Source organism: Haladaptatus sp., from assembly GCF_049589095.1.
Taxonomy (GTDB): domain Archaea; phylum Halobacteriota; class Halobacteria; order Halobacteriales; family Haladaptataceae; genus Haladaptatus.
Genome location: NZ_JBAWAC010000069.1, coordinates 1 through 16494 on the forward strand (window position 1 = coordinate 1; position 16494 = coordinate 16494).

Annotated in this window: 21 protein-coding genes and 1 tRNA gene; 10 read left to right on the plus strand and 12 right to left on the minus strand. The window is 62.2% G+C overall.

Going from position 1 to position 16494, the window contains the following annotated elements; genetic code table 11:
- The coding region (locus WBV42_RS02375) for a M28 family peptidase (protein WP_423984610.1) at positions 1–301 on the plus strand (301 nt) is incomplete at its 5' end.
- Positions 302–475: 174 nt separating this feature from the next.
- Complete coding sequence (locus WBV42_RS02380; protein ID WP_423984611.1) at positions 476–1213, plus strand: ATP-NAD kinase; 738 nt, start codon at positions 476–478, stop codon at positions 1211–1213.
- Between the two features lie 122 nt (positions 1214–1335).
- Here WBV42_RS02380 and WBV42_RS02385 read toward each other — a convergent pair whose 3' ends face one another.
- The 4 genes from WBV42_RS02385 to hisC are packed head-to-tail and all read right to left on the minus strand — an operon-like array spanning position 1336 to position 4141.
- Positions 1336–1863 (minus strand): multiprotein bridging factor aMBF1, encoded by a 528-nt coding sequence (locus WBV42_RS02385; RefSeq protein WP_423984612.1) that lies wholly within the window; start codon positions 1861–1863, stop codon positions 1336–1338.
- Between the two features lie 42 nt (positions 1864–1905).
- On the minus strand, positions 1906–2508 hold the full coding sequence (locus tag WBV42_RS02390; protein WP_423984613.1) for a CDP-alcohol phosphatidyltransferase family protein: 603 nt from the start codon (positions 2506–2508) through the stop codon (positions 1906–1908).
- Positions 2508–3017 carry an adenylate kinase family protein gene (locus WBV42_RS02395; protein ID WP_423984614.1) on the minus strand — a complete coding sequence of 170 codons (510 nt, stop codon included), beginning with the start codon at positions 3015–3017 and terminating at the stop codon, positions 2508–2510. The genes WBV42_RS02390 and WBV42_RS02395 overlap by 1 nt, the downstream gene beginning before the upstream one ends.
- Positions 3014–4141, minus strand: coding sequence for a histidinol-phosphate transaminase (gene hisC, locus WBV42_RS02400; RefSeq protein WP_423984615.1), 1128 nt, complete (start codon positions 4139–4141; stop codon positions 3014–3016). Before hisC ends, WBV42_RS02395 begins: the two co-directional genes overlap by 4 nt.
- 156 nt (positions 4142–4297) lie before the next feature.
- Here hisC and WBV42_RS02405 point away from each other — a divergent pair, with 156 nt between their 5' ends.
- The 3 genes from WBV42_RS02405 (at position 4298) to WBV42_RS02415 (ending at position 5844) form a co-directional block, all read left to right on the plus strand.
- On the plus strand, positions 4298–4555 hold the full coding sequence (locus WBV42_RS02405) for a hypothetical protein (protein WP_423984616.1): 258 nt from the start codon (positions 4298–4300) through the stop codon (positions 4553–4555).
- 5 nt (positions 4556–4560) lie between these two features.
- Entirely contained in the window at positions 4561–4794 is a 234-nt protein-coding gene (locus tag WBV42_RS02410) for a hypothetical protein (protein ID WP_423984617.1), read from the plus strand.
- A gap of 96 nt (positions 4795–4890) precedes the next feature.
- Complete coding sequence (locus WBV42_RS02415) at positions 4891–5844, plus strand: TIGR03557 family F420-dependent LLM class oxidoreductase (protein WP_423984618.1); 954 nt, start codon at positions 4891–4893, stop codon at positions 5842–5844.
- Between the two features lie 93 nt (positions 5845–5937).
- Here WBV42_RS02415 and WBV42_RS02420 read toward each other — a convergent pair whose 3' ends face one another.
- Positions 5938–6816 (minus strand): DUF4349 domain-containing protein, encoded by an 879-nt coding sequence (locus WBV42_RS02420; RefSeq protein ID WP_423984619.1) that lies wholly within the window; start codon positions 6814–6816, stop codon positions 5938–5940.
- Between the two features lie 127 nt (positions 6817–6943).
- Here WBV42_RS02420 and tpiA point away from each other — a divergent pair, with 127 nt between their 5' ends.
- Positions 6944–7588 (plus strand): triose-phosphate isomerase, encoded by a 645-nt coding sequence (gene tpiA, locus WBV42_RS02425; protein WP_423984620.1) that lies wholly within the window; start codon positions 6944–6946, stop codon positions 7586–7588.
- Here the strand turns inward: tpiA and WBV42_RS02430 are convergent.
- Both WBV42_RS02430 and WBV42_RS02435 read right to left on the minus strand, forming a co-directional pair.
- Complete coding sequence (locus WBV42_RS02430; protein WP_423984621.1) at positions 7585–7869, minus strand: hypothetical protein; 285 nt, start codon at positions 7867–7869, stop codon at positions 7585–7587. The two genes, tpiA and WBV42_RS02430, sit on opposite strands and share 4 nt — an antisense overlap.
- 50 nt (positions 7870–7919) lie before the next feature.
- Positions 7920–9371 carry a DNA polymerase Y family protein gene (locus WBV42_RS02435; RefSeq protein ID WP_423984622.1) on the minus strand — a complete coding sequence of 484 codons (1452 nt, stop codon included), beginning with the start codon at positions 9369–9371 and terminating at the stop codon, positions 7920–7922.
- 181 nt (positions 9372–9552) lie between these two features.
- Between WBV42_RS02435 and WBV42_RS02440 the strand changes: the two genes are divergently transcribed.
- From WBV42_RS02440 to WBV42_RS02450, 3 genes are all read left to right on the plus strand, one after another.
- Entirely contained in the window at positions 9553–9867 is a 315-nt protein-coding gene (locus tag WBV42_RS02440) for a HalOD1 output domain-containing protein (RefSeq protein WP_423984623.1), read from the plus strand.
- Between the two features lie 177 nt (positions 9868–10044).
- Positions 10045–10356, plus strand: coding sequence for a HalOD1 output domain-containing protein (locus WBV42_RS02445; RefSeq protein WP_423984624.1), 312 nt, complete (start codon positions 10045–10047; stop codon positions 10354–10356).
- 223 nt (positions 10357–10579) lie between these two features.
- Positions 10580–11152, plus strand: coding sequence for a metal-dependent hydrolase (locus WBV42_RS02450; protein ID WP_423984625.1), 573 nt, complete (start codon positions 10580–10582; stop codon positions 11150–11152).
- A gap of 759 nt (positions 11153–11911) precedes the next feature.
- Here WBV42_RS02450 and WBV42_RS02455 read toward each other — a convergent pair.
- The 5 genes from WBV42_RS02455 to WBV42_RS02475 form a co-directional block, all read right to left on the minus strand.
- Positions 11912–12199, minus strand: coding sequence for a hypothetical protein (locus WBV42_RS02455; RefSeq protein ID WP_423984626.1), 288 nt, complete (start codon positions 12197–12199; stop codon positions 11912–11914).
- Positions 12200–12477: 278 nt separating this feature from the next.
- Entirely contained in the window at positions 12478–12657 is a 180-nt protein-coding gene (locus WBV42_RS02460) for an AbrB/MazE/SpoVT family DNA-binding domain-containing protein (RefSeq protein ID WP_423984627.1), read from the minus strand.
- Between the two features lie 205 nt (positions 12658–12862).
- Positions 12863–13037 (minus strand) — tRNA-Trp (locus WBV42_RS02465).
- Positions 13038–13079: 42 nt separating this feature from the next.
- The gene (locus WBV42_RS02470; protein ID WP_423984628.1) at positions 13080–13304 is read right to left on the minus strand and encodes a DUF5795 family protein; all 225 of its coding nucleotides are present in this window, start codon (positions 13302–13304) and stop codon (positions 13080–13082) included.
- Between the two features lie 82 nt (positions 13305–13386).
- Entirely contained in the window at positions 13387–14376 is a 990-nt protein-coding gene (locus tag WBV42_RS02475; RefSeq protein WP_423984629.1) for a DUF5794 domain-containing protein, read from the minus strand.
- Between the two features lie 464 nt (positions 14377–14840).
- Here WBV42_RS02475 and guaB point away from each other — a divergent pair, with 464 nt between their 5' ends.
- Positions 14841–16334, plus strand: a complete 1494-nt coding sequence (guaB, locus tag WBV42_RS02480) for an IMP dehydrogenase (RefSeq protein WP_423984630.1) — start codon at positions 14841–14843, stop codon at positions 16332–16334.
- Positions 16335–16494: the final 160 nt, after the last annotated feature.

Sequence of the window (16494 nt, forward strand, 5' to 3'; positions counted from 1 at the left end):
CCAGGGACCGCACAGCGACCACTGGCCGTTCGTCCAGTGGGGCGTGCCGGGCTATCACGTCGGCAGCGAGACGGGCGACGAGGGCCGCGGCTGGGGGCACACCTTCGCGGACACGCTGGACAAACTCGAAATCCGCGACCTCCGCGAGCAAGCCATCCTGCTGACGGACCTCGCGGTACACCTCGCCAGCGACGACTACGAAGTCGAGCACAAGGATCCCCGGGAAATCGCCGATGCACTCGAAGCCGAAGATCAGGCCGCAGGGATGAAGATCATCGGCGACTGGCCGTACGACGACTGATCGTCGACAACTGATCGTACGACGACTGACCGTACGACGACTGACCGTACGACGACTGACCCGTCGTTCGTTTTTGCCCCTTTCTCGGGGGACGAGCGCGGTATCCTTTTCAGGTCGGAGTGAGATTCTTTAGGTAATGAATCTCCGACGCGACCACGGCCGAGGGAGGCCGAAATGCACGTAGGAATCGTCACCGGTCGAGACTCGTTCGCGGACCGCATCGACGACGCGCTCGGTGACGAGCCGAAACGAACCGCGAACGATGATGCCCGATCCGTCCTCGACGTGGAGCCGACGGTCGTCGTCGCGGACGGCGAGCACGCCGTCACCGATCTCGTCCGTGCGGGCGTGTCGGTCCCCGTCTTCCCCGTCGATGCCGGTGCAGGCGTGGAGAGCGTCGCCTCGCCGGATATCGAGGCTGCAATCGACGACCTTCTCGCGGAGCAGTGGACGACGGTGGACCGACCCCTGCTCTCGATTGCGGTCGATGGCGAGCACGTCGCACGGGCACTGTTCGATACGACGCTCGTGACGAGCGAGCCCGTTCGAATCTCCGAATACGGCGTCCGAATCGAGGACGAACAGGTGTCCCAGTTCAGGGCCGATGCCGTGGTCGTCGCGACCCCCGTCGGCAGTCAGGGCTACGCACACGACGCGGGCGGGCCGGTCGTCCAACAGGGATCGGACATCCTCTCCGTCGTTCCGGTCGCGCCGTTCGCCATCCACGTCGATAACTGGGTGCTCCGCGGTCCGGTCACGCTGACCGTCGAACGCGACGAGGACGGTGTGGAACTCCTCGCGGACGACCACACCGTCTGTCCGGTCGAACCACACCAATCGGTCGAAATCACGTTCGACGGTGGACTCGACCTCGTCAGCGTCGAATCGAGTCGGCGGTTCTTCCACGGGTAGCGATACGGGTTTCGGGTCGACATCGACGTCATGGGGTTTCCACGGCCGGGCTTGGACGGTGAAAATGACTCACCTGTCGCTCACGAACGGTGGAAAACGAAGATAGCGATAGAACTCGGCGTTCAGTCCTTGCGCTTGACGACGTCGCCGAGGGTGTAGCTGCCGGTGGAACTGCCGCCGCTCCACTCCTCGTCGTCAGCGCCGGAACTGCCCGTCGTGAGGGTGATATCGAGTTTCTTCTCCAGTTTCTTCTGCACGCTGTCGTTCGGTAGCATGTCTCCGTGTTCGAGTTTCCGGATGAGGCTCGCCTTCTCGTTGAGTTCCTTGGCGAGGTCCTCCTGACTCAGACCGGTGGATTCACGCGCGTTTCGGATTCTGTCGTCGTAATCCTGTGCAATCTCCTCCATGTCGTCGAACATGTCGTGGCGGCGCGAGCGCCCGCCGGACGACCCTGAACTACCGGTGCCGGTGCTCGAATCACCCGAGGACGACGAGGACGTCGAATACTTGGTCGAGGTGGTGGACGTCTGCTGTGTCTTGACCTCCGTTCCGAAGTCGGAACAGTTGTCGCACACGTCCAGTTCCGCACCTTCGACTTTGATAGTCTTGGGAGACGCCGTTTCGGCACCGCACATCTCACACTGAACCATACGTTGACCTTTACCGCCTCGACTCATAAATGGCACGCCACGTCAGGCCAAGGCACGCCAGGAGTAGTAAAAGCGCTGGAGCGCCGTCAGGTGCCCCACGACGGCGAACAAGACGAGCAACAGGGCGACCAACGAGTAGCCGCCGACGGACTGGACGAACGCGGCGACCGCACCGACGACGCCGATGAGCGCCAACCGATCCGCACGGCCGAGCAGTCCACCGTACACGCGATCCAATCCGACCGCTTGGGCTTGCGTGCCGAGATACGACGTCATCAGCACGCCCGTCACGGCGGCGAGTCCGAGCACGAAATCCCCAATTCCCGCCGCGAATCCGACGATGAGGATGATGTCGGCGTAGCGGTCGAGAACGTGGTCGAGCAGGTCGCCTGCGGGCGAGTCGGTACCGAGTTCGCGGGCGAGCGCACCGTCGAGGATGTCGAGCCAGCCGTTCAGGAAGACGAGGATGGCACCGACGAGGTACCAGATGGGCACGTCCGGGCCGAAGTAGAACGCCACCCCGGCACCACCGGCGAGGACGAACGCGATGATGCTCACCGCGTTGGGCGTCAATCCGAGGCTCGTCGAGGCCGAGACGAACGGTCGAAGCGCGCGGTTTGCGACGGGGCGAAGTTGGTCGAGCATTAGAGGTACTCCAGATAATCGACGGTTCCAGCCGAAGGCGCACGCTCCCCTCGGATGACGGCTTCGATGTCCGACGCGACGGCCTCGGGCGTCCGGTCGGTCGTGTCGATTTCGTAAGTCGAATCGGGACCGTGTTCCGCGACCGTTTCGGAGAGGATCACGTCCAGGGCTTCGCTCTCGGCGTTCTCCTCCGCCTTCGCGTCCGACTCACCTCGCTCACGCAGCCGCTTCGACAGCTCCTCGGGATGACAGCGCAGTACGACGACCCGGTCCGCATCGAAATGGTGGGCCAAATGCGAATCGACGAGCAGGTCGTCACCCTGAGACGCCAACCATTCACGAATCGCGTCGAGGTTCGCGTACAGGCTTCCGCGCTCCTCGTCTTCGCCGTCGTGAAGCCCTTCCTCACGGATTGCGTCGTTCAGGTGGACGACGTCGAGGTCGGATTCGACCAGTTCCGTCGCGGTCGTTTTCCCGGTTCCGGGCGTCCCGGTGACGGCGACCCTCACGAGGAGAGCACCTCGTTGAGTTCGCGGACGGCGCGGCGCGTTTCCTCCTTCGTTCCGCAGGTGATGCGCACGCAGTTCGGGAGTCCGAAACTCGTGCAGTCGCGGAGGATGACGCCGCGTTCCTGTACCGCGTCGGCCACCGCGCTCGCCTCCCCGTCGCCGACGTCCGCGAGGACTAAGTTGCCGTGGGCTTCCCACGTCGGCGCGTCGAGGTTGTCGTAGATGTACTCGCGCGCCCAGCGAGCCGTTTCGACGGATTTCTCGACGTGTTCGTCGTCGGTGAGCGCCGCGAGGCCGCCCCGGCAGGCGAGTTCGCTGGCGGCGAAGGGCGTGTTCACCCGCGCGTACGCGTCGGCCCACTCCTCGGGGACGACGGCGTAGCCAAGCCGGACGCCCGCCAGCCCGTAGGCCTTCGAGAAAGTCCGGAGGACTGCAATATCATCGCGCTCCGTGCGATTGCCAGACACATCGGGAGATGCGTCGCTGTCATCGCGCTCCGAGAGTAGGGAAATCGCGCTCGGCGCATCGGCGTACTCGCCGTAGGCCTCGTCCACGAGGACGAGCGTGTCGTCGCCGGTTTCCTCGGCGATTTCCGCCACCGCGTCCAACGAGAACCGCCCGCCGGACGGGTTGTGTGGGCTGGTCAGGTAGACGATTCGCTCGCCGTCGTAGTCCGAAAGGACGGTCTCGGCGGTCAGCGCGAAGCCGTCGTCGGGCGAGAGGTGGTATTCGTTCACCTCGCCGTGGTGGTAGCGGGCGCTCATTCCGTAGTAGGCGAAGCCGGGTGTCGGGACGAGGACGGCATCGCCGGGGTCGAGCATGGCGCGAGAGAGATAATCGAGCGCGCCGTCGCCGCCGTTGGCGAGCCACATCTGTTCGGGCGTAACGTTCCATCGCTCGGCGAGGCGAGCGGTGAGGTCGGTGTGCGATGCTTTCGGGTAGCTACTGGCGTTCCCGGCCGCGTTCCGAATGGCCTCGACCGCCGCCGGACTCGGGCCGAACGGGTTCTCGTTCGATGCGAGTTTCACGAGGTCGTCGGGGTCCATGTCGAGTTCCCGTGCGACTTCCTCGATGCCCCGTCCGGCCTGATACGCGATATGCGCGGAGAGGTCTCGTGGTTCCATATCGGGAGGTGTCACCGACCGGCCTTAAGGATGGCCACCCGCGGCCAGTACGACTAAGCGAGTTCCCGGCGTTCCCTGTTTGGGCAAAAATGACACATCATCAGCACCGGGAGAGCCAAAGCCGTCGTGGACAGGAGTCGAGGATGAAACGATACGGTGGCCCGCGAACGGAGCAGGGACACCGAGGGGAGCAACCGCAGGGAAAATCACACGAACGACGACACGGTGGACAACATCACCAACGACGGCAAGAACATCGCCGTCAACAAGGGGGAAGACACCAGCAAGGGCGTCACCAACAAGGGGGAAGACACGAACAACGACAGGGGCGACAGCGCCATCAGCACCAACAGGAACGACGATACGGTCATGGTCGGCGAGGACGGCAGGAGGGCGTCTCCGGGGACCAACTGAGCGACGTGGAACGGACGATAATTCGCGGGGGACGACAGCAGCGAAAACTGCGCCAGGAGCGATTGCAACGCGAACGGCGGTACGGGAAACGACAGCAACGCGGCGACCAGCAGCAACAACCACAACAGCACGAATACCAGCAAGAGCGGCGATGGCAGCAACAGCACCGTCAACTACGCGAACAGCAACAACGCTCACACGAACCCAGTCCGAGGCGGTTCGAGCGTCTCCAACGCTAACAACCGTCCTTGCGTTTTCAGCCACAGACCTCATGCGGAGGAGCGATGTAGCGCCTGTGGCATGACATTCAATTCGTCCGTCGACGGGGGAACGGCATGACGGAAATCGGCTACACGGTTTCGAGCGAGGAACACGGACCGAACGAGTTGGTCGAGCACGCCGTCCGGGCCGAGGAGGTCGGTTTCGAGTTCGCCTCCATCTCCGACCACTTCCACCCGTGGGTCGGCCAACAGGGGAACGCTCCGTTCGTCTGGTCCACGCTGGGCGGTATCGCACAGGCTACCGACGACCTGCCGGTCGGCGTCGGGGTGAACTGCCCTATCATGCGAATCCATCCGGTCAACGTCGCTCACGCCGCTGCGACCGCCGCGACGATGTTCGAGGGTGACTTCTTGCTCGGCGTCGGGACGGGCGAACGCCTGAACGAGCACGTCACGGGTGACCACTGGCCCGAGCACGCGGTTCGGATGGAAATGCTCGAAGAGGCCATCGAGATCATCCGAAAACTGTGGCAGGGCGGACAACAGAGCTACTACGGCGACCACTTCACCGTCGAGAACGCGCGCCTCTTCACGTTGCCCGAGGAGCCGCCGGACATCGTGATTTCGGCGTTCGGCGACACGGCGGCGCGGGCCGCCGCCGAACTCGGGGACGGGTTCTGGAGCGTCGGCCCGCAGGACGTGATCGAAACGTGGGAGGACGCGGGTGGCGAGGGTCCACGATATAGCCAGATGACGGTCTGCTATGCCGAGGACGAGGAGGACGCCATCGACACGGCTCACGAATGGTGGCCCAACAGCGCCCTCACGGGCGAACTCAACTCGCAACTGCCGACGCCGACCCACTTCGAGCAGGCCTGCGAGATGGTCACCCGCGAGGACATCGCGGAGGGGAGCATCGTCACGGACCCGGACCCCGAAACGCACATCGAGAACCTGGAGGGGTTCGCGGACGCGGGGTACGACCACGTGTACGTCCATCAGATCGGTCCCGATCAGGAATCGTTCTTCGAGTTTTACGAGGAGGAAATTCTGCCCGAGGTCGCGTGAGCCGGGCGGGACCGAAGGTCCCGCTGGAAGCCGGCGCGAAGCGTAGACGACGAGGCGAACGAGAGCCAGAGAGAACGAAGATCACTGCTTCCGTTACTGCCGTCGCCAGAAGACGACCACCGCGCCGACCGGGATTCCGAGGACGGCGAGGTACGGGAGGGCGTACGCCGCGCCGACGACGAGAGCGCGGAGCACGACGGCGACGCCGTCGATCGAATCGAGGAACGCCGCCACGACGCCCGTGTCGTACCACGACTTCTCGTGGGAGACCTTCGTGTCGGAAGCGGGTACCGACTCGTGCATCCTCACCGTCACCGTCGAGTAGGCGACTCGGCTCTTCAGTGATTTTTGCTTCGCCTCCAATCGCTCGATTTCGGACTGCACGTCCGAGAGGCGTTTCTGGACGGAGAGCACGGCGTCGGTATCGCTCGCGTTCTCGTAGAGCGATCTGAGTTTGTCGCGCTGTGATCGGTGGTTCGTCAGTCGCGCTTTCAAGTCCACCAGTTGATCGGTGACGTCCGCCGTACCGGTGTTCGATTCCGCGACCTCGCCTTGTCGTTTAACGCGATCGAAAAACGCCGAGAAGTTAGACTTCGGGACGCGGAAGACGACTTCGCCGGACTTCCACGTCCGGTTACCCCGCCGGTGGACGCGCTGGCTCGAATCGCTGACGAACCCACCACGTTTTCCGGCGAGTCGGGTCAGCATCGTCCGCGTCTCCTCGAAGTCTTCGACCGACAGAGAGACGTTTCCGTTCCGGATGAGCATCCGCTGTTGGACCGACAGCGTGGACTGCGGAGCCGAGTCGCTCTGTCCGTTCGAACTCCCGCGGTTGGCGTGGTTCGACCCGCCACCGTTTCCGTGCGCGGCGTTGTCCTTCGCCACGTCGTTGCCGCCCATTCCGGCGCACCCGGTGAGAACGACGAGGACGACCAGCGAGAGCGCGACCAACTGCCTGTGACTACCTGCCATACTCGTGAATTGTAGATGATAAGTAAAGTGGTTGTGAAGAGTGAAAGAACCGTTTCACCCTCCGGCGTGCCGCGCGAGTTTCCGGGATGGCGGAACCTATTTGGGTGCGCCGACAGTCGCTCCGGATATGTTCGTACTCGTCAATCTCAAGGCGTATCCGTGCGGCCCAATCGAAATCGCGGAAGCCGCTCGCGACGTCGCCGAGGACTACGGCGTCGATATCGCCGTGGCACCGCAGGCGGCCCACCTCTCCCGCGTGGCCGACACCGGCGTCGAAACGTGGGGACAACACGTCAGCCCGGTCGAACACGGCAGCCACACCGGGAGCACCCTCGCGGAGGCAGTCGACGACGCGGGTGCGACCGGCACCATGCTCAACCACTCCGAATGCAGGCTCACACTCGCGGACATCGACGCCGGACTCGACGCCGCCGAACGTGTCGGTCTCGATACGACGGTCTGTGCCAACAACCCCGAGCAGGTCGGCGCGGCCGCCGCCCTCGGACCGGACGCCGTGGCCGTCGAACCGCCGGAACTCATCGGTACCGGCACGCCCGTCAGCAAGGCTGACCCGGACATCGTCACCGACGCCGTGGCCGCCGCGGAAGCCGTCTCGGACGACGTGAGCGTCTACTGTGGCGCGGGAATCAGCACCGGCGAGGACCTCGTCGCGGCGCGGGAACTCGGCGCTGAAGGCGTTCTCCTGGCAAGCGGCGTCGCAAAGGCCGACGACCCGAAAGCCGCGCTGGAAAACCTCGTGGAACCGCTCTAATCGGATCCGTCAGAAACGATAACGAAGTGATCGTCGTCCTGTTTTTCGAGCACCGATTTCTCCCGCATACTCACAACGTAGCCCGTGACCGTCCGTTCGAGTTCGTGCTCCGCCCGAACCCGGACGAGGTTGCCGATGACCTGCGCCGACGGCGGCTTCTGTGCCGCGCCGCAGTCGTAGATGGTGAGCAGTTCGTCACCCTGCTCGGACTCGTAGACGATGATGTGGGCGTGTTGGGGGAGATGCCACCGCTCCTCGCCCACCGCCGCCAACTTGTTCATACCCGAACTAGCGGGGCAGGGGTAATCAGAAATCCGGAAGCGAGTGGAAATCAGAAATCCGAGAGCGACACCTGCCCATCGTGGTCGGGAGACCGCGACGGGCCATCCTTGTCGTCGGACTCGGTTGACTCGTCCAGGTCAGACGACCCGGACGAGTCGGTTGTGTCTGGCGGATTCTCCGTGTTCTTCCATTTGTCCCACCTGTCCGACGAATCGGACGAGTCGGCGTCAGCCGACGAGTTCGGTTCGGAAGCCGAATCCGGATCGTTCCCTGTCGATTCCGATGTCTCGAACCCGTCGAGGCTGGTCTGGTCGCTCTCGGTGAACTGGAGGTTCGACACGCGCACGCCGACCTTTCGAACCCGGTCGTCGTCGAACTCGGTCAGCAAATCGAGCGCGACTTCCTCGACGAGTTCGGGTTCGTCCACCGGTCCCGGAAGCGAGCGTGCGCGAGTGTGCACGTCGAACGGCGGCGTCACGACCTTCACTCCGATGGTGCGGTACATCGCGTCCCTGTCGCGGGCGCGCTCCGCGACTGCCGCCGCGAGGTTGGCGACGCGAGTTCGTTTCTCCTCGGTATCGGTCGTCGGGTCGGTGAACGCCGACTCGCGCGAGAGGCTCTTTGGGCGGCCCGTCGGCGTCACCGTCCGGTCGTCGTCGCCGCGCGCTCGGTGGTACAGTTCCCGGCCGCGTTCGCCGAACCGATCAGCGAGAACGCGCGGGTCGGCGTCGGCGAGGTCGGCCGCGGTTTCGATACCCATCTCACGGAGCGTGCGGGCCGTCACCGGGCCGATTCCGTGTAGCTCGGCAACGTCGAGCGGCGCGAGGAACTCCCGGACGGTGCCCGGTTCGACTTCGGTCAACCCATCGGGCTTGTCGAAGTCGCTCGCGATCTTCGCCGCGCTCATGTTCGGCGCGACGCCGACGCTCGCGGTGACGCCGACCTCGCGCTGGATCCGGTTCTTGACGTGTCGGGCGAACCCCTCCGCGACCCTCCAGGCGGTTCGGTCGGTGACGTCGAGGTAGGCCTCGTCGATGCTCACCTCGCGCACCGTGTCCGCACAGTCGTGGAGGATGGAACGCACGTCCGAACTGACCGATTTGTAGAACTCGATATCGACGGGGCGGTAGTAGCCCCGCACTTCGTCGCCCGTGTCGTCATGTCCGTCGCCCGTATCGCTCTCTCCGTCGTCGGTTGTCTCCTCGCCACCGCTCGCTTCGTCGTTCTTCTCCGATTTTTTCGGCAGTCGTTCGAGCGCCTTTCCGATGGCTTGGGCGCTTTCGACACCGTGTTCGCGGGCTTCGTAGCTCGCCGTGGCGACGGCACCGTGAGATTCACCCTCCTCGTAGCCCATCCCGACGACGACCGGTTCGCCGCGTAGCGACGGATCACGGAGCCGTTCGCAGGAGGCATAAAAGCAGTCCATGTCGACGTGGAGGACGATACACTCCTCGTGTTCGTCCTCCACACCGGGTAAGCGTGAACTGCCACGGTTCGACATTCGTGGATATGTTGGTTCGCGACCGGAATTAACCTGTGCAAACCGGATCGGAAGTGAAACGAGCCACTTGATCAAGAATATTTGACACGCAGTCCGGCCACAAGCGGTAAATACAGATCTCTGGACTTCTACACGCTCTTTCGCTATGTTTATGCGCGGATATGTAGTAGCGATGAATACAATGGTCGCTCCCGACGAAGGAATCCCAAACGAGGATGAAAGACTCAGCATCCGAGTCATCAACGCGATTGCCGAGCACGAAGGCACGACGCCGACCGAAATCAGGCCGGTACTGTACGATACCATCGACCCCGACGCGCTCGATTCCCTCTTTTCTGCGACCCATCAGGGAGACACCCGAGCGGACGGCAACGTCGAATTTCGCTACGGTCCCCATCGAGTAACGGTCCACAGCGATGGTCGAATAGAAATCGAGCGTGTCCGGGATTCCGGGTCGCTCTCTTCCACCTCCGAAACGGCGTCGGGAGACAACTAAACGACGACTATTCGAGTGAGCGACCTCCACCCACTCACCCCCTCTCCATACTCACCGTATCCTCCCCGACGACTGCCGATGGTCGTGTCAACTATCGAAATCGCCGATAGCTATATCACTGGTTCGTCTCTGATGGATAGTCGTATACCTGTGGTCGATTCACCAAGTGATGAACGGATGGGAATAGAGATTGAGGATGTCAGTGATGACAATCCAGCGGAAACGTCCTCGACGTACGTCTTCGACATCGAGAAAGAGATGGCGAACGGACACACTTGCGCCGGTATCGTCCGAGCCATCGCCACCGTTATGGACGAGGAACCGAGCCGAATGAACCCGCTCCACACTGCCGTCAACTGCGACGCCCTCGACGCGCTGTTCCGAACCCGCCGCTACGGGGACGCCCGCGATAACGTGTCTATCACTTTCCACTACGACGTCTACGAAGTGACCGTCGACGCGAAGGGCAAAGTCGCCGTGAAGGAGTAACCGTTCCCATCCTGGCTTCGTTTCGAGCGATTACAGCCATCCACGCAGTGACTGGTTCGACGGGTCATCGAACACATCGGGCAACGTGTGGCTAGTTCTCCGGATTTTTTAACCCTCGACTTACTACCGACTGAGTGATGAGATATTCACACAGGGACACGATACCAACGACCCGATTCCTCCCACTCGGTCGCAACCGTTCCCGTTCGGTGGTGAGCACCCCATGATGCCGTGGGGGCACGCCGCGTTCGGGTACGCCCTGTACTCGCTCGGTCACCGCGCGTGGACGCGCGCGCCGCCGTCCGGGAAAGCGGTGCTCGCCGCCCTCTTCGGAACGCAACTCCCCGACCTCGTGGACAAACCACTCTCGTGGGGACTCCACCTCTTCCCACAGGGGTACTCCGTCGCCCACTCGGTGTTCGTCGCCATCCCCATCGGCCTGCTCGTCATCGCCCTCGGGGTGTACTACGACAAGACCGACATCGGTGCCGCGTTCGCCGTTGGCTACTGGTCGCACCTCGTCGGGGATATCATCGTTGCGTTCATGGAACACCACGCGTCGCCGTTCGACCGCGTGCTGTGGCCCGTGGTGACTCTTCCGCCGTATCACCACTCGGTGTCCCTGTTCGACCGCGCCTTCCACATCATCGGCGCGTTCTTCCAATCGCTCACGGCGAAACAGCAGTTGATGGTGCTTGGCATCTACCTCGCGCCGTACTTCCTCGTATTCATCCTCTGGCTCGTGGACGGCGCGCCGGTGGTTTCGGAGCTGAAACAGGCAGTCGTCGGGCGATAGAAGAAAGTCGTTTGGACGACCCCGAACGGTCGTCGCTTACTGATTTTTGGCTATAAAATCCCGAGTCGCTCCGGTTCGCTGCCCCAGCGTGTCGAACGTTTCCGACGGCGTGGAAAAATTGACTGACGATCTGTTGCCTCTCGGTGACGTCGATGTCGGAGTACTCCGTGCTGAGGCCGATTCCGTGAGCGTGGTCGCCGAGACTCGCGGAAAGCTCATATGAAATGGAGATAACAGCTACATAATGACCGACGATACGCTTGTCTCGTGGAAGACCCTCGTCAATACGCTTGGGATCGGAATAATCACTGCGTTGGTCGCGCTCCTCCTCGTGCTGTTTCTCCCACTTCCGGGTCTGCCGTCGTGGGCACCGATTCTACTGGGGGTCGCTGTGTCATTTTTGTACTATTCTTTCGAAGAACATGGACGAGCGGAAGTGACGACATCGTAATCCAGTCACTGTACCCAACACCATCCCCCTCAAAGCTCGTCGGTCACCTTGACGTCCCGAAGTACCCACGCGTAGCAGATCGGCACCAAGACCAGTACGAACGCCAGCGGCGTCGTCGTGTACTAGAGCACGGTCCAGAACGCGCCAGCCACCCCGATGCAGAACAGGAACCCGACAGTCGGTAGGAGCGAACTGTCGCGCCTGCTCGCCGTTCTGAGGGAGTCCGCGACCGCGATCATGAGTAGTCCGACGAATGCGTCGTCGAGCGCGGAGAACCCCCGACTCGATTGAGCGTGTAATCACCTGCTTTAGGAAAAGTGACGTCGCTGGGTATAGAGGTATCCGAAGATCAAAAGAACGACAACGAATCCAGGCACGTTGTCAGTTGCTATATCACGCACACCTTCGATTGCCATGAGAACTATTTCAAGTATCAATCCCCAATAGCGGCGATTCCAGAGTCCGTACGCCGCAGCAAGAGAACCAAGGGATAAGGGAAAGTACAGTGGGTTTGCTATGACTGCCAGTACGAGCATAGCACCACCGACGAGAGCCGCCCACATGGACAATATCTTCACTCCAATCGGTGATGACATAGATCTGAGTATATTCTAGCTTGTATTAAGATTTCCTGAGTGAGGATGATTACGCACCACGAACTGCGCATCGATATCCACTGGGTTTCTCCACGTCCAACAATCGAGTTCGTGGAGGAAGGACAGTCACGACGACCAGTCGTTCGCTATGACGACATCGAGATAGACATCGACGTCTCGCCCGGTTCAGGGAGACGTGGTGTGAACCCTGCGTAAGTCCGTTTTTCAACGAAGTGGTCAGTCGGCTCCCAGAATAGGTTGCTTTCCTGCTGACGTTCTCAATTCCGCTGCGGCAAGTGAATCACAGCCGTATCCTCACCTTCCTTGCCCGTCCAAAGGACGTCGTCACCTCCCTCGATTCCGAGTTCCTCAACGACATCCGAAGGAACCGTGATCTGGATGCAACCATCGCCTTGCTGTGCTTTCCGCGTGTCTGCGAACTGCCGCTGAATTCCCATAGCAACTCTGCTCCACCTGCGAACCGTCTTTGGCTTACGGTTGAGCGTTCTACTGATCGTGCTGCTCGCGACGTCGACGCTGATCGCCGCTGTCGCCATCATCGGCACGGCCGATGTAGACGTCGCAGTCGTCTTCGACCCAGTTCGCGACGTCCGTTTCCCGATCACTCCTCGCTGCGCTCGTCGGTTTGTGTCGAAATAAGAATGGGGTCGGAGGGATTTGAACCCCCGATCGACTGATATCTCCGGTGCGCCTCGGAACTCCAGAGGGTCGTCAACGCGAGCGATGATCAGTCACCCGCTCGGTATATCAGCTGGAGTTTCGTCCCGGGCGCGTAGCCTCTGGAGTCAGTCGCCATCCCTGGCTTGGCCACGACCCCGCGAATTTTGATTGGTCGAAAAGGCCTAAAGGGGTTTCGATTCTATTCCTCCCGCGTCCCCCAATCACAGTCCTGGCATTTATATCCCGTCACGAACGCCGTGACACTCGGCATGTAGCCGACCTTGAGCACATCGCCGCCGCAGTCGGGACACTCCCGCTCGGCGTCCTCGATGCGGTCGGCTTCCATCACGGAATCGTCCTCTACCAATTCGGCCAGTCGCTTTGGCGTTACCATCCGTCCCTGCACGACGCGATTATCCGGCATGTGAAAACCACTGCGACGGAGCGGGAAAAACGTTACAGCTACGGATCGATACTACCGCCGAAAAGGGAACGATCGAACGACGTTACAGCCACGGACGGCGTTCGCCGCCGTCTTCCTCGCCGGGGTAGCCGTAGGCCGAAGACGATCCGTCCGCATCCTCTTCGGGCCTCACTTCAGCGAGGGTCTCTTCACTGAAGTCTTCCTCAGCGAGTTCGCCATCGTCGAATTCGTCGGCGTTCTCGCCGCCGTCCGTCACGGCTGCCTGCGACTCGTCAGCGGCCGGTTGCGATTCGGCGACCGGTTCCGGCTTTCCGGCGGCCTCCTCGGCCGCTTCGACGGCCGACTCGACGTGTTCGCCGGGGTCGAGCGCCAGCAGGCTGGTGACCACGAGGACGAACAGCGGGGCGCGACCCGGTGCGAAGCCGAGTATCGACAGGGGTAGGACGCCCAGCGCGACCGCGCTGCCGAAGCGGAAGCGATCGATGTCCACGACGCCGCGCAGCCACGGCGAGGTGAGTGCGATGGCGAGCGCGAACGCGACGCCCGTCCCGGCCGCCGCGACGGCGGGGACGATTTGGGTCGCTTCGATGGCCTTGACTTGGAAGCCGGCGGGTTGCAGGCTGGCGAGCAGGCCGAAGCCGACGATGACTCCGGGGCTTGGCAAATATTCTCCGATGCGTGCACTCGCGGTCTTCGCGGCGATGGCGGCGATGACCAACGCGGCGAAGCGCTCGAAGGTTTCCATCTTCAACGCGCTCGCGATGGTCGGCGCGAATGCGGCCTCGATGCCAGCGACAGCGATGAGGACGACACCGACCGCGAGAACGGTCATCGCCTGTTCACGCGGGGTGCCGTCCATCTCGGCGAGGATGACCGCGACGGTCGCGCTGCCGCCGAAGACGAGCAGGCCGACCTGAATGATGCCGACCGGGGAACTCAACGCGCCGGCGAGCACCATCGCCGGGAAGATGCCGTCCACGAGGGGGAGTCCCATGACCGTCGCGAGCAACTTCGTCGCGCCGCCTACTTGTCGCTCTAAGCGATAGGCGACCGGGTGTTGTGAGCTGCTCATCGACTAGTGACTATGACCCTGACCCGTGGGCGAAGGGTGATGGTATCTGCGGTGCGACCGGTCGTGCGAATTCGGTCGGAGATTCCCCGCAAATCCTTTCGCTACAAGTGTTGTGCACAGTTTGGCAAAAATTGCAATCGGAGCAAAAGAGTCGCTGCTCGTCCGACCTGCAATGCGCTGTGCCATGAGACTGGTAGAGTCCATATTTACAATTATTGTCGATTATTGCTTAAGTGTTGCGTGACAAATGACCCCACGCAACGCGAAATGGACGCAAAAATGCCCGTCTCGCTTGCGCTTTTTTGTCAAACAACCCCGATCACCAACTGTTCTTCAGTGACAATATATGACACTTTCGGCTGCCGCCCCCCGAATACTCACATGCATGTATAACATTCAACGTTTAGGACGACAGGAACGCACAATCTCGCAACGTTTTTCAGTAACCGCTCCGTTTGCATTACATGGCGAACGATTCTACCAACGACGGGCCGTATTCCGAGAAACTCCGCGTACCGGAGGCGCTCACCTTCGACGACGTACTCCTGCGCCCGAAGGAGAGCCGCGTCGAACCGGACGACGCCGATGTGAAATCCCGAGTCTCGAAGAACGTCGAGCTCAACGTCCCGGTCCTGTCCGCGGCGATGGACACCGTCACGGAGAGCGATATGGCGATCGAGATGGCACGACAGGGCGGACTGGGCGTCCTCCATCGAAACATGGACGTCGACCAGATGGTCGCTGAGATCGAGCGCGTCAAGCACGCCGACGAACTCATCATCCGTGACGTCGTGACGGCGAGTCCGAAACAGACGGTTCGCGAAGTGGACCGAATGATGGCACACGAGGGCGTCAGCGGCGCACCCGTGATCGATGACGACGACGAAGTGCTCGGCATCATCTCCGGCACCGACATCCGCCCGTACCTCGAAGTCGGCGAGAAGGACGAAGTGCAGGAAGCGATGACCGACGAGGTCATCACCGCCATGGAGGACGTGACCGCGCGCGAGGCGCTCGAACTCATGTACGAACACAAGATCGAGCGCGTTCCCATCGTGGACGACGAGGACCACCTCACCGGACTCGTCACCATGCAGGGCGTCCTCCAACGCCGCGAGTACGGCGAGGCGATCCGCGACGACGACGGCCATCTCCGCGTCGGTGCCGCCGTCGGGCCGTTCGAAACCGACCGCGCCGTCGCCGCCGACGAGGCGGGTGCAGACGTGCTTTTCATTGATTGTGCGCACGCGCACAACCTGAACGTCATCGACGGGGCACGGGAGATCAAGGAATCGGTCGATGCCGACGTCGTCGTCGGAAACATCGGCACGCGCGAAGCCGCGGAGGACATCGTGGACTTCGCCGACGGCCTGAAGGTCGGTATCGGACCGGGAAGCATCTGTACCACCCGCGTCGTCAGCGGGTCCGGCATGCCACAGATCACCGCCATCTCGCAGGTTGCCGACGTCGCGACCCAACACGACGTTCCCGTCATCGCCGACGGTGGGATTCGGTACTCCGGCGACGCCATCAAGTCCATCGCGGCGGGTGCCGACGCCGTCATGCTCGGGTCGTACTTCGCGGGGACCGACGAGGCACCGGGCCGCGTCATCACCATCGAGGGCAAGAAGTACAAGCAGTACCGCGGCATGGGCAGCGTCGGCGCGATGAAGAGCGGCGACGGCAGCCGCTATCTCAAGGACGAACCGCAGGACGAGGACGAGTACGTCCCCGAAGGTGTCGAGGCGGCGAAACCGTACAAGGGAACGCTCGAAAGCGAACTCCACCTACTCGTCGGCGGCATGCAGTCCGGCATGGGCTACGTCGGCGCGGAGACGATTCCGTCGTTCAAGGAGCGCTCGGAGTTCGTCCGCATCTCGCCCGCCGGCCAGCAGGAGAGCCACGCACACGACGTGATGATCACCGACGAAGCGCCGAACTACAGCCCCGGCGAGTAAGCGAGACGTTCACACGCCGTCACCATCATTATCCCATCCGTTCGAAATTTGTAGCCATGCAGACGTTTCTTCGATTACAGTACGAGAAATCCGACGACCTCCCGTCCGAATTCGGGCACGACATTCGAACGCCCGAATCGTTCGTCGAGGAGTTCATCAC